The 18,746-nt window shown below is 61.0% G+C and carries 19 protein-coding genes and 1 tRNA gene; 14 read left to right on the plus strand and 6 right to left on the minus strand.

Annotated features, from left to right (window positions below):
* Window positions 1-35: 35 nt before the first annotated feature.
* Window positions 36-959 carry a LysR family transcriptional regulator gene (locus ROH8110_RS02085; RefSeq protein ID WP_085816121.1) on the minus strand — a complete coding sequence of 308 codons (924 nt, stop codon included), beginning with the start codon at window positions 957-959 and terminating at the stop codon, window positions 36-38.
* Between the two features lie 120 nt (window positions 960-1,079).
* On the opposite strand from ROH8110_RS02085, the gene ROH8110_RS02090 reads away from it, so the two are divergent.
* The 6 genes from ROH8110_RS02090 to ROH8110_RS02110 all read left to right on the plus strand — a co-directional run bounded on the left by ROH8110_RS02090 (window position 1,080) and on the right by ROH8110_RS02110 (window position 5,996).
* Complete coding sequence (locus tag ROH8110_RS02090; RefSeq protein ID WP_170156452.1) at window positions 1,080-1,994, plus strand: SMP-30/gluconolactonase/LRE family protein; 915 nt, start codon at window positions 1,080-1,082, stop codon at window positions 1,992-1,994.
* Between the two features lie 69 nt (window positions 1,995-2,063).
* Entirely contained in the window at window positions 2,064-3,107 is a 1,044-nt protein-coding gene (locus ROH8110_RS02095; protein WP_085816123.1) for a TRAP transporter substrate-binding protein, read from the plus strand.
* A gap of 100 nt (window positions 3,108-3,207) precedes the next feature.
* Window positions 3,208-3,726, plus strand: a complete 519-nt coding sequence (locus tag ROH8110_RS02100) for a TRAP transporter small permease (protein WP_085816124.1) — start codon at window positions 3,208-3,210, stop codon at window positions 3,724-3,726.
* Window positions 3,723-4,985, plus strand: coding sequence for a TRAP transporter large permease (locus tag ROH8110_RS02105; protein ID WP_085816125.1), 1,263 nt, complete (start codon window positions 3,723-3,725; stop codon window positions 4,983-4,985). The genes ROH8110_RS02100 and ROH8110_RS02105 overlap by 4 nt, the downstream gene beginning before the upstream one ends.
* A 262-nt stretch (window positions 4,986-5,247) precedes the next feature.
* Entirely contained in the window at window positions 5,248-5,385 is a 138-nt protein-coding gene (locus tag ROH8110_RS18635; RefSeq protein ID WP_170156451.1) for a hypothetical protein, read from the plus strand.
* Window positions 5,386-5,462: 77 nt separating this feature from the next.
* The gene (locus ROH8110_RS02110; protein WP_085816126.1) at window positions 5,463-5,996 is read left to right on the plus strand and encodes a hypothetical protein; all 534 of its coding nucleotides are present in this window, start codon (window positions 5,463-5,465) and stop codon (window positions 5,994-5,996) included.
* 429 nt (window positions 5,997-6,425) lie between these two features.
* On the opposite strand, the gene ampH is transcribed toward ROH8110_RS02110, so the two are convergent.
* Entirely contained in the window at window positions 6,426-7,577 is a 1,152-nt protein-coding gene (gene ampH, locus ROH8110_RS02115) for a D-alanyl-D-alanine-carboxypeptidase/endopeptidase AmpH (protein ID WP_085816127.1), read from the minus strand.
* Window positions 7,578-8,171: 594 nt separating this feature from the next.
* Here ampH and ROH8110_RS02120 point away from each other — a divergent pair.
* Complete coding sequence (locus tag ROH8110_RS02120; protein WP_139837375.1) at window positions 8,172-9,452, plus strand: DUF6538 domain-containing protein; 1,281 nt, start codon at window positions 8,172-8,174, stop codon at window positions 9,450-9,452.
* A 46-nt stretch (window positions 9,453-9,498) separates the two neighbouring features.
* Here ROH8110_RS02120 and ROH8110_RS02125 read toward each other — a convergent pair whose 3' ends face one another.
* A complete protein-coding gene (locus ROH8110_RS02125; RefSeq protein WP_085816129.1) occupies window positions 9,499-10,044 on the minus strand; it encodes a recombinase family protein in 546 nt (181 codons plus the stop codon).
* 205 nt (window positions 10,045-10,249) lie between these two features.
* On the opposite strand from ROH8110_RS02125, the gene ROH8110_RS18415 reads away from it, so the two are divergent.
* Window positions 10,250-10,576: a Rap1a family protein gene (locus ROH8110_RS18415; RefSeq protein ID WP_139837376.1), complete on the plus strand. Its 327-nt coding sequence runs from the start codon at window positions 10,250-10,252 to the stop codon at window positions 10,574-10,576.
* Between the two features lie 197 nt (window positions 10,577-10,773).
* On the opposite strand, the gene ROH8110_RS02130 is transcribed toward ROH8110_RS18415, so the two are convergent.
* The 3 genes from ROH8110_RS02130 to ROH8110_RS02140 form a co-directional block, all read right to left on the minus strand.
* Window positions 10,774-11,547 carry a ParB/RepB/Spo0J family partition protein gene (locus ROH8110_RS02130; RefSeq protein ID WP_085816130.1) on the minus strand — a complete coding sequence of 258 codons (774 nt, stop codon included), beginning with the start codon at window positions 11,545-11,547 and terminating at the stop codon, window positions 10,774-10,776.
* Window positions 11,548-11,823: 276 nt separating this feature from the next.
* A complete protein-coding gene (locus ROH8110_RS02135) occupies window positions 11,824-12,780 on the minus strand; it encodes a DUF4238 domain-containing protein (protein WP_085816131.1) in 957 nt (318 codons plus the stop codon).
* A 161-nt stretch (window positions 12,781-12,941) separates the two neighbouring features.
* Window positions 12,942-13,031 (minus strand) — tRNA-Ser (locus tag ROH8110_RS02140).
* 195 nt (window positions 13,032-13,226) lie between these two features.
* On the opposite strand from ROH8110_RS02140, the gene ROH8110_RS02145 reads away from it, so the two are divergent.
* From ROH8110_RS02145 to ROH8110_RS02170, 6 genes are read left to right on the plus strand one after another with little or no spacing between them, the layout of a single operon-like run.
* On the plus strand, window positions 13,227-14,144 hold the full coding sequence (locus tag ROH8110_RS02145) for an SPOR domain-containing protein (RefSeq protein WP_085816132.1): 918 nt from the start codon (window positions 13,227-13,229) through the stop codon (window positions 14,142-14,144).
* A gap of 12 nt (window positions 14,145-14,156) precedes the next feature.
* Entirely contained in the window at window positions 14,157-15,323 is a 1,167-nt protein-coding gene (locus ROH8110_RS02150; RefSeq protein WP_085816133.1) for a D-alanyl-D-alanine carboxypeptidase family protein, read from the plus strand.
* Window positions 15,320-15,949 (plus strand): dTMP kinase, encoded by a 630-nt coding sequence (gene tmk / locus ROH8110_RS02155; protein ID WP_085816134.1) that lies wholly within the window; start codon window positions 15,320-15,322, stop codon window positions 15,947-15,949. Before ROH8110_RS02150 ends, tmk begins: the two co-directional genes overlap by 4 nt.
* Entirely contained in the window at window positions 15,946-17,118 is a 1,173-nt protein-coding gene (locus ROH8110_RS02160; protein WP_085816135.1) for a DNA polymerase III subunit delta', read from the plus strand. Before tmk ends, ROH8110_RS02160 begins: the two co-directional genes overlap by 4 nt.
* A 21-nt stretch (window positions 17,119-17,139) precedes the next feature.
* Window positions 17,140-17,946 carry a TatD family hydrolase gene (locus ROH8110_RS02165; RefSeq protein WP_085816136.1) on the plus strand — a complete coding sequence of 269 codons (807 nt, stop codon included), beginning with the start codon at window positions 17,140-17,142 and terminating at the stop codon, window positions 17,944-17,946.
* Complete coding sequence (locus tag ROH8110_RS02170; RefSeq protein ID WP_085816137.1) at window positions 17,946-18,743, plus strand: MBL fold metallo-hydrolase; 798 nt, start codon at window positions 17,946-17,948, stop codon at window positions 18,741-18,743. The genes ROH8110_RS02165 and ROH8110_RS02170 overlap by 1 nt, the downstream gene beginning before the upstream one ends.
* Window positions 18,744-18,746 lie beyond the last annotated feature (3 nt).

An 18,746-nucleotide genomic window follows, 5' to 3' on the forward strand; every position in this document is an offset into this window, starting at 1 on the left:
GGACGCCGGTTGCGGTCAGGTCTGCCCCGGCGTCCTCAGGTCACGAACAGGTTCTGCGCGCGCGGCGTTTTGAAGAAGGCACGGCTATAGGACGCGAAGGCCTGCGCGCGGCGGCTGATCCGCGCGCCGCCCCGGGTCGCGAGTACGATGTTCGGGCTAGGTTGAGATTCGACCAGAGGCCGGCAAGCCACCTGCAGCCCGCTATAGGTATTGTCGGTGAAGGGGCGGATGTTGAGGATCGCCGCGCCAAGCCCGGCGGCGGCGGAGCTGCGCACCATCTCGAAGGATTCCAGCCGCTGCACGGGGCCGCGCTTGATCCCGGCGCGCTCGAACAGGGAACCGACGTAATCGCGTGATTGCGGCAGGTTCAAGAGCAGGAGTGTCTTGTTCTCCAGATCCGCCAGCGAAATGCGCGCCTTGCGGGCAAGCGGGTCGGTTTCCGCAAGGACGACATGGGGCGGCGCATTGGCGAGGATTTCATAGTCGAATTCCTCCCAGAGTCCGGCATCGTAGGTCAGCAGGATATCGACCATTCCGCTGCGCAGGTTCTCCTGGATCGAGATCATGTCGCCTTCCGAAAGATGCACGATCAGGTCGGGACAGGCGGCATGCAGGTCGCTGATGATCTGCGGTGTGACGTTGGGAGAGAGCGAGGTGAACGAACCCACCCGCAACTCGCCCGAGGGAATCTTCTCGCCTCCGGAAATGTCGCGCACATAGGCATCCATCTCGTCGAGCAGCCGGATCGTCCGGGCGATGGCGCGTATCCCCGCGGCAGTGGTGACCAGCCCCTTGGATCGCTGGCGCACGAAGACCTGCGTGCCGAACTCCTGTTCGAACTTGTCGATCGCCATGAGGATCGATGATGTGGATATGTTCAGCGCCTGAGCCGCACCCAGGATGGAGCCAGTCTGGGACGCGGTGACGACATAGCGGAGCTGGCGTAGCGAGATATTCATTTTATAACTCTTGATCGCTCATAAAATACATTATTCCAGTTTTGCGATTGTTGCTACCCTCCTGCGGAGACTCACGGAAAGCAGCAGGGTGCGATGGATCGCCAGACCGTTGACAGATCGATGACTGACGCTGCACAGAGCACTGGCGGGGTCAGTGTCGAATGTATCTGGCCGGGGCCGGCGCGGCTGGGCGAATGCCCGCTCTGGGACCCGCGCAAGAACCGGCTTCTGTTGATCGACAGCGACGGTGCGAAAATCTGGCAGCTTGACTACGACGGGTCGGATGCACGGTTCTGGGACATGCCGGAAACCATCGGCTCGATCGGCCTCTGCGATGATGGCCGCCTCATTGCCGGAATGGCCAACGGGTTCGCCCTGATCGACATTTCCGGGCAGGAAGCGCGGTTGGAGCGCATCGGCGATCCCGAGCCGGGGTTGCCCACGCGGCTCAATGACGGCAAGGTGGACGCGGCGGGGCGGTTCTGGTGCGGTTCGATGTGCCTTGATTTCAAGTGCAAGGAAGCTGCGCTCTACCGCCTTGATCCGGATCTGACATGGCATCGCATGGATGACGGGTTCACGGTGTCGAATGGCATCGCCTTCAGCCGCGACGGCAAGGCGCTTTATTTTTCCAACAGCCGGACAGACGAGTCGATCCGCTACGATCTGGACATGCCAAGCGGCAAGATCAGCAATCGCCGTCCTTTCGTGGAAACCAGCAGCTATGCGGGACGGATCGACGGGGCTACGGTTGACGAGGCAGGCGACTACTGGGGGGCGTTGTTTGATGGCGGAGCGGTCGCGAGGTTCTCGCCGGAGGGCGCGTTGCTGCAGCTTGTCCGGCTGCCGGTGAACTGCCCGACGATGTGCGCCTTCGGCGGGCCGGACATGGCGACGCTTTATGTAACCTCGGCAACCTTCTCGATGACGGAAGAACAGCTTTCACAGGAACCGCTGGCCGGTGGCCTGTTCGCTATCCGCGGGCTCGATGCCCGCGGCGTGCCGGAGCCGCGTTTTGCGGTGGCCGGACCATAGAAACCCCGCAAGGCGCTCCAGGGCGCTTCGCGGGACATCGGCAATCTGAGCCGGAAAAGGGAGGAAATCATGTTCATGAAATTGTGCGAAAGGCTTGGGATGTTGCCCATGCTGGCAATCGCCGCGATGGGCGTCGGGACCGGGCTGGCGCAAGCCGAACCGCGAGTGACGCTGACCTATGCGCATTGTTGCCCGGCAGAGCATACTTACGGCGTCTATGCGCATCAGTTCGCGGATGCGGTTGAGAAGAACTCCAACGGCGAGATCAAGGTCGAGGTTCTGGACGGCGGCGTCATGGGGTCAGAGCAGGCCATCGCCCAGAAGGTCCAACTGGGCAGTGTCCAGATGGGCGGCATCACCTCGAACAACGTGGCGCAGCTTGCGCCGTCCCTGAATGTGCTGGTGCTGCCTTACCTCAACAGCGGCCCCGAGGACCTGACCGGCGAGGGCGGGTTGCTGCGCGCCGGTCCCTATCGGGATGCGCTCAACGAACGCGTGCTTAAGGAAAGCGGAAGCCTGCGTGTGATCGGCGGGTTCAACAACGCCTTTCGCAGCATTTTTACCAAGGATGAATGCGTCGACGAGATCGGCGACCTCGACGGGCTGAAGGTCCGCGCACCCAAGAACCCGGTCATGACGGCCATGTGGGAAAGCTGGGGCGTGTCCACCTATCCGATCGCCTGGGGCGAGACCTATGGCGCGGTTGCCACCGGCGTGGTCGATGCCTTCGACAGCCCAACGGATGTGGTGCTCAACATGGGTTTTCATGAGCATATCAAGTATATCACCGAGGCGACCTATCTGCCGCAGGCCGCCGTGGTGATCATCAACAACGACTTCCTCCAGAGCCTCTCGGAAGAAGACCGCGCCATCCTGCGCCAGTCGGCCGAGGAAACGGATGTCTCGCACGCTCAATATGTCGCCGAGAATGGCACGCGGGTGCGCGAGGCCCTGATTCAGGATCACGGTGTCACCTTCTGCGAGCTGAAGGACCCGGAGGTTTGGGCCGAGAAGGCGCGCGCCATCTGGCCGCAACTCTACGATCTGGTCGGCGGCGGGGAAGACTGGGTCGAAACCACGTTGACCTACAAGGAAACCGGCAAGATCGAATAGCGTTAAGTTGGGTTGCCGGCCTTGTGCCGGCAACTCGCCGCCACTCACGGATTTTTCGCAATATCCTTCGCGTCTGACACTTTCACCGGGATAGACCAAGATGATCGCGCGCCTGCTTTCACTGTCGAGCCGCCTTGAACTCGTTCTGGCCAATACGAGCCTTGCCGCGCTCGTTCTGGTGCTGGCGGCCCAGATTTTCTTTCGCTACGTCTTGCAGATCGGGCTGTCATGGAGCGAGGAAATCTCGCGCTTCCTGTTCGTGTGGTTCGTCTACATCTCGGCCAGTCTTGCGGCTCATCGCGGCAGCCATATCCGGGTCACCCTGTTTGCCCGCTTCTTGCCGGTGCCAGACAGGTATCTTTTCCTGCTGGCGGATGCGATCTGGGTGGTTTTCAACGGCTTCGTCGTGGTCGCGGGGCTGATGCTGGTGCAGCGAACACTGACCTATCCGGTCTATTCCACCTCGCTCTTCATCCCTCTGGCCTATATCTACCTGGTCATTCCGCTGGCACATGCGCTGATGATCCTGCGCATCCTAGAACGCCAGTGGCGGGCGTGGAAACATGGTGAGCCGCTGATCGCGGCGGAAACCGTGGTGGCCGAGGAGGCCGCGCGATGATCTTCGCCTTGATCTTCCTCGTCTGCCTGGTGCTGGGCGTTCCGATCTTCGTCACGCTGGGGGTGCCATCGCTGGTCGAGCTGGTGTCGTCGCCCATCCCCCTGGCATCGCTGGCACACAGCCTGTTCGATGGGGTCGACAAGTTTCCGTTGCTGGCGATCCCGAATTTCGTGCTGGCGGGCGCGATCATGTCGCGGGCCGGGATCACGCGGGACATCATTGACGTGATGCGCGCCATTGTCGGTCAGGCCTATGGCGGGCTCGCCATCGTGACGATCCTGTCCTGCATGTTTTTCGCTGCGATCTCGGGGTCGGGGCCGGGCACGGTCGCCGCGATCGGCAGCCTGCTGATCCCGGCGATGAAGGAAGATGGCTATCCCAAGGATTTCGGCGCCGCCGTGGCCTCGTCCGGGGGGACGCTGGGGATCCTGCTGCCGCCCAGCAACCCGATGATCGTCTATGGTGTGCTGGCCTCGGTCTCGATCGGCGACCTTTTTCTTGCCGGGCTTCTGCCGGGGATCCTGATGGGCAGCCTGCTGATCGGCACCACCTATCTTCTGTCGCGGCGCAACGGCTACAAGGGTACCCCGCGCCCGTTCGAGCGCGCCGCCTTTATTCGCAGCATCTATAACGCGAAGTTCTCGCTGGCCACGCCCTTCGTCGTGCTGGGCGGGATCTACGCGGGCATTTTCACCCCGGTCGAGGCCTCGATCGTCGCCGTGGTCTATGCGCTGCTCGTTGGCATCGTCATCAAGCGAACGATCGGTCTGCGGCGTATCTGGGACTCGCTGGGTGAGGCAAGCACAATCTGCGGCGGTCTGATCGTGATCATGGGCACGGCGATCTTTTTCGGCGAGTTCCTGGCGCTCAACATGATCCCGCAGCGCATCGCGGCATCGCTACAGGCGATCACGACCGACCCGGTCATGATGCTGTTGATCATCAGCGCGATCCTGATCGTGCTGGGCACCTTCATGGAGACGCTTTCGACGGTGATCATCCTGACCCCGATCCTCCTGCCGCTGGTCCGTCAACTCGGGATTGACCCGATCCATTTCGGCATCATCCTTGTCGTCACCAGCGAGATCGGTTTCCTGACCCCACCGCTCGGGGTTAACCTTTTCGTCGCATGCGGGATATCGGGGCTGACCGTCGAAGAGGTCTCGCGCCGGGTCTTGCCCTTTATCGCCACCATCATCCTTGGGCTGTTGATCCTGATTTTCTACCCGCAGATCAGTCTGTTCCTGATTTCCTTTTGATGTCGGCGCGTAGACGGTCCGGAAACCCGCATTTTGCCATGCGAACAGGGTGGAGGCTAGGTTGACCGGCCTCTGCCCTCGGTGCCCTGCCATTGCCGCGTGTGGAGCGCGCCGAAGGTAAATCAGATGCGGAAATGCTTCATCGCTCGCGCTGAGCCATCGTAATTCGGGCTGCCAGTCCCCATATAGATAATACCGATGCCAAACATCCCTGTCCGTCACGGACGAGGAGTTGGTGTCGGTCAATCAAAGGATCAATGACATGTCCTTCAAGGACCTGACCTCTCAGGCTGCGGCCGCAATGAAGCCGAATCCAGCCAAGACCGAGACGACCCCTGCCAAGGAGAACGAGCCCAAGGCCGCCGGTAAGGAAACGCCTCCGGACTCCAAGACATCTTGAGATATGCACAGGCCACGCGCCCCTTTCAGAAAAGGGGGCGCGGACGACCCGCGGCAACAACGGAGAGGATCCCGCCAATGGAAGACCTGACGAGCAAGACCATTGCGGTTTTTTCCCAGCCGTTCACTGTGCCAGGCTTTGCCGAGACGCTCCCGGCGGGAGAATACGAGATCGAAACGGAGTTGGTTTCACCCCCCGATCAACTAGATTCCGAAGCCTGGAAAGCCTCCGTCCTTGTGAAACTTCACCCCAGGATGTCGCATCCCGGACTTGCGCGGACCCTGACAGTTTCCCTTGCCGATTTGGACCATGCGCGGGCGAGAGACAAGCTGACGGGCAGGGCGTTGTCCGACTTCTTCCTCGAGGAAATGCTGGCTGATCCGATGGTGCGTCTCGTGATGCAGGCCGACGGTGTCTCCGAGGCGCATCTGCGACATCTCTATTCAGGGTACGGGACGCCTGGTCCCGATCTGAACGTCTCCGTATCGAAAACGACCACCCAAGGGGCGCGCGACGACGCGTCAATCCGGGCTGCCGAGAACGAAGGCATGCCTTCGCAACCGGAAACACCGGCCTCCTCGCGCCGCCCCCACGCAGCGGGACAGATGTGATGGCGAACAAGACCATGGCCGAAGGTGCAATTCCAAACATCACGACTGCAAGGGCCTTGGGAGACGTTCCTCAGGAACGCCAATGCCTGCGATGCGATACCTCGTTCTTGAGCGAAGGTTTCGGAGAACGGATTTGTCGACGTTGCAAGGGGTCGAACGCCTGGCGAAGCGCGGTGCCCGTCGGTTCGGGCGCATCGCGCAAACGCTGATCTGTATCGGCGCGCGAGCCATCTACCCCAAAGGCGGTCTCAGACGGCTTCGGACGCATCTCGGTCAGAGCATGGTAACTGCCATTTCTGTCATTCCAAGGCCGCGTCACCTAGCCAGAGCGTCGTCGCGGTTCAGCCGGACATCTGATCTTGAGTAGTGTCGGCGCTCCGCGTTGAAGAGGTCCTCTGCTTCAGGCTGGCCGGGCGTTTTCTATCGGCTTCAATACCCGCTCAGATTGGCCAAGAGCCCATTGGCGAGTTCGGTCATCGCATAGGCAGAAGCGAAATCGAACTGGTTCATCGATACGAACACCGCCGTTCCATGCTCGGGCGCGAAGGCAATGTAGGACATCTGTCCCTGCAATGCGCCCGCCTTTTGCAGGACGAAGGGCCGCTCGGCATCTGAGGCCATGGCAACCCAACCGAGCCCCATCGCATCCATGCGCCCGGATTCGTCCATAGCGAGGACTGTTTTCATCCCGTCGCGTTGCACATAGACCGCATGATCGAGAAAGCGCACCTCTTTGTCCGGCCCGCCGTGATCCAGGTGCCATTGCATCCAGCGCAAGAGATCGCTGGCGGTGCTACGCAGCCCACCCGACCCCGTGATAACGCTGCCTGAGGGAACATCGGGAAGTGGCGAACCATCGGGTGCATGTCCCGTCATCAGGCGATCCGCTGTCGCCTCGATGAGATCGAAACCGGTATCCGTCATGTCGAGCGGGCGGGTTATCCGTTCGTCCAGGAGATCAGCATAGGGCATGCCACCGGCGTCGGACAGCGCCGCCGATAGCAGATCGAAGCCGAAGTTCGAGTAGGCGATGCTGCTGCCGGGCTCGAATTGCAGTTGCTCGGTTTCCAGCCATTTGGCGAAAGCGTCATGAGTTATCGTGGCGAAAGGATCCTTAGGCGGGCTCTCGGCGCGCGGCACCTCGCGCGGCAAGCCTGCGGAATGCGTGACCAGATCGATCAGGCGAATGGGCGGGTGCTTGGCGACGGCTTCTCCCAGTCGTCCGTGCAGGTACCCGCCAACCGGATCGGTGAAGCCCACCTCGCCGCGTGCCACTGCATGGGCAAGCATTTCCCCGGCAAAGACCTTCGTTATCGAGCCGATACGCAGGATTGTGTCAGCGTCCGGCGTGATGCCGTTTCCAAGCTGCGTTTCACCGAAACCCATGATCGATGTCTCGCCGCCTCTCACCGCTCCCAGGATGAGTCCTGGCGCGTCGGATTGCAGGTGAAGGATCGTGCCATTGAAAGCGACCGCCTCATCCAGAAGAGCATCGGCATGGGCAATACTCATCGGCGTCGAACAGACGAGCCATCCCAGCGCGACGGCTTTCAAGCTCCCGGTGAAGTTTACTTTCAACATTTCGTCCTCCCTTCTGAAGTTTGCTGCCTCAATGCAAACGCTGCAGTGATAGGAACAAGGCACCGTCAAACGCCAGCGATGCCGCGACCCGGGTTTCTGATTTCTTCATGATGTGTCCTGTCGACACCGCGCTGCGTGTGGAGCGGCTTGGAGTGTGCCAGAACCGCGAATTCATCGCGCTGCGGTGACCTGCTACTGAACTTTCACCCCCGCGGTCAGGCGATGGTGCCAGACGAATTCGTGCCAGTCTCAGCCAGGTCAGGGGGAACTGCCCCTTATGCCCGAGATTACCTCGACAAATGGGTGAAGGATACTGAAGCGACCTGTGTCCGTTGCCGAAGAATTGCCTCACCGAGCCGCGCGTCGTTTCGCTGTCCTGGCGTTGCGCTAGTCAGCTGTCGTTGAAGAACAGATGTGTTTGGAAGCCTGTCTCCGGCCGGTAGAGAACAATGCTAAGCCATTAGTTACCATAAATAATTTGATGGTGGCGGAGGAGGTGGGATGCTCCGCGTGGCGGCTCCAAAGCACTTATTTGCTTGAATAACAGAAGGTTGGTGTGTGAGGCGTGTGTGGAAACCGTGTGTGGAGGAGCCTATGCCTCGTTATCTGGAGAAGCGTCGACGGCGCTGGTACGCAAAGCTGGACATCCCGCGCCAGCTGAGACCTGCATTCGGTGGTCGTCCTCGTTTCATTGAGAGCTTGCAGACGGAGAGCCTGACCGAAGCCGAACGGCGTTGTCCAATTCTCATTGCCAAATGGAAGGCAGAAATCGAGGTCGCACGTACTGGAGACACTGCGCCACTCCAGCACCTTCGGGAGAAAGCTAAGGGGTGGCGTGATCTGTTGGATGACGCCTCAAACGACGATTGGCCCAAGTATGAGATGATCCTTCAAGACGAAGCGGAGCAGGTGGAAAGGCAGCACGATGGGGCTGGGCTCGCACTCTACAAGGTTGCTACGCGGCAATGGGTCGAGACGAGTGAGAAGATTGAGGAATGGCTGGCTACGCTCGACAACGAGCCGAAGAGCATCGATATGAAACGGTCTGACCTGAAGAGGTTGTGCGCACGTTTCAAGACGACGAGGAGGGTGAGCAAGAAAGCCGTTCAGCGCTGGGCCCTTCACTTGCAGCACGAGGACGGGCTGAAACCCCAGACCGTGCGTCGTATCATGTCAGCATGTCGAGGGTACTGGAGCTACCTTCAACGTCTCGACGTGGTTGCTGATGACGTCGATCCTTTCCATGCAGTTGTGCCCGCCAAGAAGAAACTGTCCAAGCGAGACGTTGCCAATAAACGGAGAGCGTTTCAGCCGAGTGACGTGGTTGGGTTGCTGAGACAGGCCGCCAACAAGGGCGACCGAGACCTCGTGCGATTGATCTGGTTAGGCATGTGGACGGGATGTCGAATTGAGGAGCTTTGTGCGCTTGGCGTCCATCACGTCGAGCAAGACCGCTTTTGGATCGAAGACGCGAAGTCAGAAGCCGGTTGGAGAGAGGTTCCCATCCATAGCCAGTTGCGCGAAACGATGGCCCATCTTCGAGATAACAGCACAGACGGATACGTCTTGTCTGGGCTAACTCGGAACAAATATGCGGACAGGTCAAACGCAGTAGGAAAACGCTTCGGTCGGTTGAAGGCATCTCTCGGGTATGGCCCAACGCAGGTCTTCCATTCGATCCGTATGACAGTCACGACCCAACTCGACGCAGCAGGAGTGCCCGAAGCCGTGAGCGCTAGGATTGTTGGGCATGACATTCCAACGCTGACGTATGGGCTCTACTCGGCAGGGGCACCATTTGACGTGAAGCTGAACGCTCTGGAGGCTCTGTCGTACCCAACTCAAGACTTCGACACTAAGGTCATGCACGACTGAGACCGGCTCCGGTTGCGTAAGCCTTTCCCAGCCGCTTCTGCGATTGTTAGTCGCCTAATACGCGGTACACGGATGTTCTTGCGATGCCGAGCTTGTTCGCGATTGCTGTAGCCCCCAGCCCCTCAACGTTCCGCAAGCGCCTTACTTCCTCGACGTCGATAGACGGCCTGCGGCCTTTGTAGACACCTTTGCTCTTGGCCTTGGCGATCCCTTCCATCTGGCGTTCCTTCCTGAGGTTTGTCTCGAACTCAGCGAACACACCCAGCATTTGGAAGAAGGCCTTCCCTGCTGCACTGCTGGTGTCCACGGGTTGTTCTGTGGCCTTCAAAGCCACGCCCTTCGCCTGAAGCTCTGTGACGATGCTAGAGAGGTCATCCATCGAGCGGGCCAATCGGTCAAGACGTGTCACAACCAGCGTGTCGCCGTCTCTCAGGAACTCCAGCAGGGTCTTCAGTTCTTCGCGGCCTCGACGACTAGTACCACTGACTTTCTCTTCCCTGATGACCTCACAGCCTGCAGCCTGCAGTGCCTTGCGTTGAAGTTCGAGGTCTTGGCTTGTGGTTGAGACGCGGGCATATCCATATGTCGGCATGTTCTGTTGTCCTTTTTGGCTCTAGACCCTTAACCCATATTGTCCTGAAATCGGCAAATCAACCCTAAAAGTACACTTGGGCTGTGTTGTCCAAGCGTCTTCTATGGGTATACTCAAATCGAACTTTTCGATCTGCCCAGATTTCTTGCTTCAGAAAACCTGTCCAGTTACCAACGGGCGGCAATAGAGCAAGCGAGGAGTTCAAGTGTCCAAGCTGTTGAATACTTCGATGATGCTCGTCATGACCGCGACGAGTATCTCAGCGCAATCAGTAGAAATGATGATCCCAGATTGCCGCAAGGCACACAGCTATTGTGAGGCATATATCGAAGGCGCAGGACACGTTATGATGGCCAATTGCCAAGTTGGTGGCGACGCTGGTCTGGCGATAGGCTGGTTCCCATCTCGAGCGGCAGGTCGACAAGCGTACTTGGACTGGGCAGCCGACAATCGAAGCAAATGGAATGCCCCCTTTTTCTCTGGTGTTGCCCAAGCGCTGGCGGAAGCATTTCCGTGTTCATTGCAGCGATGATCGCGAGTGGCTGTCACAGCGACAGCGCGAGCCAAGCAGATGGGGTTCAACGTGCTCTGCATCACTCATCATTCCCGCGTGTTGACTGCCACGGTATGGCCCGACGGGGGAAAAGAAAGCACTGCAGCATATGTATTCACCCGCTGAGATTTATGAGGTGTAGACCTCTTGGGTGCCATCTGCAGTGCCCTGCGGTTCTAGAACGGAAACTCTTCGCCGTCGACAAGGTCCGTCCTCCAGCGCTCGCCAAGGATTTCCGTTTTGCCTCCCAAGCGCTTCTCGAGCATCAAGGCCACCGCGTCGATCTGTAGGTCTCCCATGTGGCCGATTTCCTTGCCGACCTTATCGTCGAGGCGCTGTGCCCGCTCACGGATGATTGCGTTCCAGTCTTCGTCGCTGAGTTCTTCCTGCTCTTGTCCTTTCAGCTGTGCTAATGCCGCCTTCCAAGTCTCAGGCAGCCATTCGTCGGCTTTCAATAGCTTTCTCCGCGTTCGGCGCATGTTGCCCACGGTTCCATCAGAAGCGCCCGTGTGCTTTGTCACATCCGCCTTGCTGTAAATGCTCTTTCCGTCATCAGCTGTCAGGCAGACCAGTCGCCATGCGGCATTGTTCTTCTCGGTCGCTGTCATCGGCAGTCGCGCCTTCGCGTTCTCGCTCAATGCGTGAAGACGGGCTGCTGTCTCTGGGCCCTCGAAGATCACAACCGGGATTTGTCGTGTTACACCGGCTCGCTTATAGGCTGCAAGACGATGGTGGCCGTCGATGACCACTAGTGCGCCGTTGGACGGGTCCTTCCAGACATCTAGAGGATCAACAGTCCTTTTAAGCTTAATCACACTGGCTATGTCTTCGACGTGGTGGTTTTCCACTTCCTTATCTCGATACTGGAAGACCTCAGGTCTAGTCCAAAGGTCCTTCAGCGGCACTTGGGTTCTCTTCACCCGCTTAAGTGCTTGTTGTTGCTTGATCATTTGCAATGGTCCGCTTGTTTCTTGTGTGAATCGGAGCGGTCCGCAGCCTATGCAGATTGCACGCCCTGAGGCTGCATACTCAAGTGATGGATTCAGCTACCCCTCAGGCAAGTATTGAAACCTGCCCAATGGGGAACCGAGCAACGGACCAGCTGAAGGAATTGCTGGAGCTGTGCCTCAGTTGGAACTGGGGCTATCCAACTCCTCGACGTCGTCCACGTCGTCATTCCTTCAATGGTGGGGCTTAATTGTCCGTTTGCGAAGTAATACGAGCATCTATGATTGTTCGCCTCTGAGAAATCGGAGCCCTTTGGATAGGTCACTGGCTTCAGGGTAGCCATTGGGTGTCCAAAACTTCCACAGCGTATCTCGACCGAAAACGTGACGATTAGCGTTGATGATTATCTCGCTGTTTAGTTGCGCTACTGTCCCATCGGATACCTTAAGAAACTCTGGCGTCATGCGTTCAAAGGTACCGTAGATTGCTAGACTGGGTGCCAGTGGGAAGAACACGGCAGTTCCTATAAGCCCATGGCCGGGCGGCCTGAAGCGACCTTGATTGGCTCCATCTTCCCATGAGAGTATTACCGGATGGTCGCAGGTTACGAAGCTATTTGATGCTGTTGGTTCAAGTAGCGTCCAATTGCGTCGAGCCAGATAGGGCAGCACAACATCTATGGCTTCTAGTTCTTTCGTGACGAAATACGTTTGTTCAAATCCAATGTCATACTTCTCGGGGTCAAGTACCTCTTTTATATCTTGGTACGAGACGTCTGATAAATCATACCCGGCATCGCGAGCTTTCTCTGTCATCCCGGACCATCCCCCTTCCGATTGGAGCGAAACTTGCATCGTCAAGCGAAGTGTCTCAGATGTGAATCTCTGAAACTCCTGTCTGGTTCGTTCGTTTCGAACCGAAAGAAGAGCAATCAAATTTAGCAGTAGGTTGAAGTCTTCGTCGGAACTGAAGCGTCGGTCGGCTACGATGGACTTGAGTGCGCCGTTGAAGTCAGCTTCCAGCTCCCCGAGAGCATCTTCTACGGCATTAGGTTCAACACCTTCGATCTCTACGCGGTTGAAGTCGCGCTTAGCGCCTACATTGCGGACGGAAGTGGGGAATGAGTGGCCGGTTTCAACATCAAAAGCCACAACGCGAGCGTTGCGCTTAACTCCCTGTGCGAATTGCCTCAAATAGTATTGCGGTACTATGTGGTGATTAGCCTTTCTTCCCATTTCTGGAGGCTAACCGATGTGGAATCAGGGTTAAAGCGACCGTGCGGTTGGCTTGTGCATCGGATGATGCTCTTAATGTGTGTGGTATGTGTGTGTGGTGGCTTGTATGCTTGATGGATAAAGATGTTTAAGTTCAAGTGCTTAACGGGCGGTCGTCTAGTTGGCGGAGGAGGTGGGATTCGAACCCACGGTACGCTTTCACGCACGCCGGTTTTCAAGACCGGTGCATTCGACCACTCTGCCACTCCTCCGGTCCGCACTTCCCTATAGCCCGCGCAGCGATTCTGGAAGATGCTGATCTCAGGGGAATTCCGCCGAATGGTGCCTGCGCGCTTTTCTTGAAGCGGGCAAGGCGTTAGAATGTCGGCGCGCGGGCGGGTAGCCGCCTGCGTCACGATGGAACAAGGCCGGGAGAACCGGCACGCATCACAGGCAAGGGGTTCGGGATGGGGCAGGTCGACATCGAGCGTTTGGACAAGGGCACAGCACGGGGGCTGAAAGGCGTGGTCGTGGTCACGGCGTCGCTGCTCATGCTGGGCGGTTGCCAGGAAATGGGCAAGATCAATCCTTTCAAATCAAGGCCCGACGCCAGCGAATCCGCAGCGGCACCCGCGGCCGACAGCACCTCCACCAAGCTGGTCGAGCGCGATGTCGAAGCGCCCGATGTGTTCCAGAAGACCGATATGGGCCTCTGGGATGGCCGCCCCTCGCTGGGCGGTGTCTGGGTCGCCCATCCCGATGTGAACGAACCCGAGCGCGTGATCATCCGCAACGCCGCCAATTCCAAATTCGTGATCGGCGCGCTGTTCCGGCGCGAGCGCGAAAATCCTGGCCCGGCCTTCCAGGTCTCGTCGGACGCCGCCGCCGCGCTGGGCATGCTGGCCGGTGCCCCGGCACAGCTCAACGTGACCGCGCTGCGCCGCGAGGAAGCCCCTGCGGAAACACCCGCCGAAGAGGCCGCCGCTGAACCGCTTGACGATCCCGCCGCGATCGAGACCTCCTCACTTGATCCGGTCGCGGGCGCTGCAGCGGCAATCGACGCCGCAGATGCCTCGATGCCCGCCGAATCCGCGCCAAGACCGGTATCGCCGCCGCCCGCCGCATCCGCGCCGCGCGCCCCTGCATCCTCGCTCGACAAGCCCTTCATCCAGATCGGCATCTTCAGCGTCGAGGAAAACGCCCGCAACACCGCCACCGCCATGCGTCAGAACGGCATGGTGCCCACGGTCAAGAAGCAGACCACCCAGGGCAAGGATTTCTGGCGCGTGATCGTCGGTCCGGCCGCCAACAGCTCGGAACGCGGCATTCTCCTCAAGAAGATCAAGGGGGTCGGCTTTGCTGACGCCTATCCGGTAACCAACTAGACCCGAGGCCCCATGACCCGTCTGTTCCGCCTGCTGACTCCGGTTCTCCTTGTCCTGGCGCTGGCCCTGCCTGCGGCCGCCTTCGATACGCGAGCCAAGGCCGCTTTCGTGTTCGACATGAAGACCGGCACGGTGCTGCTCGACAAGAATGCCGACGAGCCGCTGCCGCCGGCCTCCATGTCCAAGCTGATGACGCTCTATGTCGCCTTCGAGGCGATCCGCGATGGGCGCCTCTCGCTCGATGAACGCCTGCCTGTTTCGCAGCACGCCATGAGCTATGGCGGCTCGACCATGTTCCTCGATACGACCGACAGGGTCCGCGTCGAAGACCTGTTGCGCGGCATTATCGTGCTCTCGGGCAACGATGCCTGCGCCGTGCTGGCCGAGGCGCTCAGCCCCGACGGCACCGAGGCGGGCTTTGCCCGCTACATGACCCAGCGCGCCCAACGGATGGGCATGACGAACTCGACTTTCATCAACTCCAACGGCTGGCCTGCGGCGGGCCACCGCATGAGCGTGCGCGACCTCGCTCTTCTTGCGCGCCGCATCATCGAGGATTTCCCCGGCTTCTATCCGATGTTCTCCGAAACCAGGTATGAATTCGATGGCCGCGCACCGCAGAACACCCGCAACCGCAACCCTCTTCTGGCACTGGATATCGGCGCGGACGGGCTCAAGACCGGCCATACGCAGGAAGCGGGCTACGGGCTTGTGGGATCGGCCAAGCAGGGGGACCGGCGTGTCGTCTTCGTGATCTCCGGGATCGACACCCAGCCGGGCCGTGCCGAAGAGGCCGAGGCGATCGTCAACTGGGCGTTTCGCCAGTTCGTCGAGAAATCGGTTCTCAAGGCGGGCACCGAGGTGGCACGTGCCGATGTCTGGATGGGCGACATGCCCAGCGTGGGCCTGACCCCGGCCGAGGATATCTCGACGCTGATGCCGGTTCTGGCCAGCGACGACATCAAGGCTGAAGTGGTCTACCAGGGTCCGATCCGCGCGCCCGTCAAGGCGGGCGACGCTTTGGCCGAGCTGGTCTTCGCGCCCGAAGGCCTGCCCGAAACCCGCGTGCCGCTGGTCGCCGCGCAGGACGTGCCGCGCGGTGGCTTCATGGCGCGGATCCGCACGGTCTCGGGGCTGCTTGTCACGCGCTTGCGCCAGGAGTCCGAGGACGCGATTTGAGCGGCAAACGGGGATATTTCATCAGCTTCGAGGGGATCGACGGTTCGGGAAAGTCGACGCAGGCGCGGCTTCTGGCCGAGCATCTGCGCGGCACCGGGCGCGACGTTGTGCTGACGCGGGAGCCCGGCGGCAGCCCCGGCGCCGAGGACATCCGCGCGCTGGTTCTGGAAGGTGCCACCGACCGCTGGTCGCCCGAAACCGAGCTCTTGCTGTTCACGGCCGCGCGGCGGGACCATCTCGAACGCACCATCGAACCGGCGCTTGCGGCCGGGCAGGTGGTGATCACGGACCGTTTCGCCGACAGCACGCGGCTCTACCAGGGGCTTGCGCGGGCCGATCTGCGCGCGGTTGTGGATCAGCTCCATGAGTTGATGATCGGGCGCGAACCCGACCTCACCGTGCTGATCGACATGGACCCCGGCACCGGGCTGGCGCGCGCTCTGGGTCGCGGTGAGGGCGAGGAGCGTTTTGAATCCTTCGGCGACGCCATGCAACAGAAGGTCCGGCAGGGCTTTCTGGACCTTTCGCGCGAGTTCGCCGAGCGCTTCGTCACCGTGGATGGCAACCGCGAGATCGACGCGGTCGCCGCCGATATTCGTGACATCGTCGAGTCATGGCTGCCATGAGCGCCAACGATGACAGCCCCCGCATCGAACCCGACCGGATCGAGGGCGCGCCGCATCCGCGCGAAACCCCGCGGCTGATCGGGCAGGGCGCTGCCGAGCGCGACTTTCTTGACGCCTTCAATACCGACCGGCTGCATCACGCCTGGATGATCACCGGCCCGCGCGGCGTGGGCAAGGCGACGCTGGCCTGGTCGATCGCGCGCTTCCTTCTGGCGACGCCCGCGCCGGGGGACGACGATGGCGGGCTCTTCGGCGACGCGCCGCCCCCGCCCGACACACTCGGAATTCCCGCCGATCACCCGGTGGCCCGGCGCCTCATGGCGGGATCGGACCCGGGGCTCTACCTCGTGCGGCGCGGCGGTGCCGGCTCGACCGAAAGCGAACGCGACAAGGCCTTCGCCGAGGGGCGCTTTTCCAAGGATATCCGCATCCCCGAAATTCGCGGCCTTTCGCGCTTCATCCACCTCAGCGCAACCGATGGCGGCCGCCGGGTGGTCATCGTCGATGCCGCCGACCAGATGAACACACAGGCCGCGAACGCCCTTCTGAAGATGCTGGAAGAGCCGCCAGCGCGCACCACCCTGCTTCTGGTCACCCATCAGCCTTCGCGGCTCTTGCCCACGATCCGCTCGCGCTGCCGGATGCTGCGCCTCTCGCCGCTTTCGCCCGACGACATGGCGCACGCGCTTTCGCAGGCCAATATCGACCTTGGCGAGAATGGCGACGCCGCCACGCTGGCCGCGCTGTCGGGCGGTTCGGTGGGCGAGGCGGTGCGCCTCATCAACCTCGGCGGGGTCGCGATGTATCGCGAACTTGTCTCCATTGCAGGCACCATGCCCCGGCTGGATCGCGCCCGCGCCCTCAAACTGGCCGAGGCCGCCGCGACCCGTGGCGCCGAAGAGCGCTTCGACTTGCTCCTGGGGCTGACGGACCTCTTCCTGGCGCGGCTGGCGCGCGCCGGCGCGCTGGGCCCGCCCGAACCCGAGGCAGTGCCCGGTGAAGCCGATTTGCTGGCGCGGCTTTCTCCCGGTCCGCTTCAGGGCCGGGCCTGGGCGGATTGCGCGCAGGAGATCGGCGCGCGGGCTCGCCACGGGCGGGCGGTCAACCTTGACCCTGCCTCGCTGGTCCTAGATACCGTGTTCAGGATTCAGCAAACTGCGGCGGGTTGATCCGCCCGCATCAGGGGCGACATGAGCGACACCATCCAGATCACCGACAGCCACTGCCATCTCGATTTCGATACCTTCGACGAGGACCGCGACCAGGTGATCGCGCGCGCGCTCGAGGCCGGTGTGACCCGCATGGTCACGATCTGCACCAAGCTGCGGCTCGAACCGCAGGTGCGCGCCCTGGCCGAGCAGTATGATCCGGTCTTCTACGCCGCCGGCACGCATCCGATGAGCGCCGCCGACGAACCCCTGGCCAGCGTCGATGAACTGGTCCGCCTGGCCGCGCATCCCAAATTCGTCGGCATCGGCGAAACCGGGCTGGATTATCACTACACCGCCGACAGCAAGGCGGTGCAACAGGACAGCCTGCGCATCCATATCACCGCCGCGCGCGAAACCGGCCTGCCGCTGATCATCCATGCCCGCGACGCCGACGAGGACATGGCCCGCATCCTCGCCGAGGAACATGCACACGGCGCCTATGATTGCGTCATGCATTGCTTTTCGTCCGGGGCGGGGCTGGCGCGGGTGGCACTTGACCTTGGCTTCTACCTTTCGATGTCGGGCATCGCCGCCTTCCCCAAAAGCGCCTCCCTGCGCGAGATTTTCGCCGCGGCGCCCCCCGATCGTATTCTTGTGGAAACCGATGCGCCCTACCTCGCGCCGCCGCCCTATCGCGGCAAGCGCAACGAGCCTGCCTACAGCATCCACACGGCGCAGGCCGGGGCGCAGGCGCTGGGCATGGACTGGCCGGACTTCGCGGCGCAGACGCAACAGAATTTCGACCGCCTGTTCCGAAAGGCCGCCCTTTACCGGGCGGCGGCGTGATGGGCGAGCGTCGCTTCGTCATCCTGGGTTGCGGCTCATCGGGCGGTGTGCCGCGCGTCGGCGGCCACTGGGGCGATTGCGACCCCGAGGAGCCGCGCAACATCCGGCGCCGCTGCGCGCTTCTGATCGAACAGGAGGGTGCGAACGGCACCACCCGCGTGCTGATCGACACCTCGCCGGACCTGCGCGCGCAGCTTCTGGATGCCGGGGTCGGCGAGTTGGACGCGGTGCTTTACACCCACAGCCACGCCGACCATGTGCATGGCATCGATGACCTGCGCATGGTGGTCTACAACATGAAGAAGCGCATTCCGGTCTGGGCCGATGGCGACACCCAGAATGCGCTCTATGCGCGCTTCGGCTATGCCTTCATGCAGCCCGAGGGCAGCCCCTATCCACCGATCCTCGACATGCACACGATCGACGGGGATGTCACCATCGACGGTGCCGGCGGCCCTGTCACCCTGACCCCGTTTGAAGTCAATCACGGCTCTATCGAGGCGCTGGGATTCCGCATCGGCGATCTGGCCTACCTGCCTGACGTGGCGCAGATTCCCGATGATGTCTGGCCGCTGCTCGAGGGGCTGGATTGCTGGATCCTCGACGCGCTGCGCCGCACGCCGCATCCGACCCACTCGCATCTTGCGCAATCGCTCGAGTGGATCGCGCGCGTCGCACCGCGCCGCGCTGTGCTGACCAACATGCATATCGATCTCGATTATCGCACGCTCGATGCGGAAACGCCTGCCCATATCACCCCCGCCCATGACGGGATGACGATTACCTACACGGTCTGATGC

This window comes from Roseovarius halotolerans, assembly GCF_900172255.1.
Lineage (GTDB): Bacteria > Pseudomonadota > Alphaproteobacteria > Rhodobacterales > Rhodobacteraceae > Roseovarius > Roseovarius halotolerans.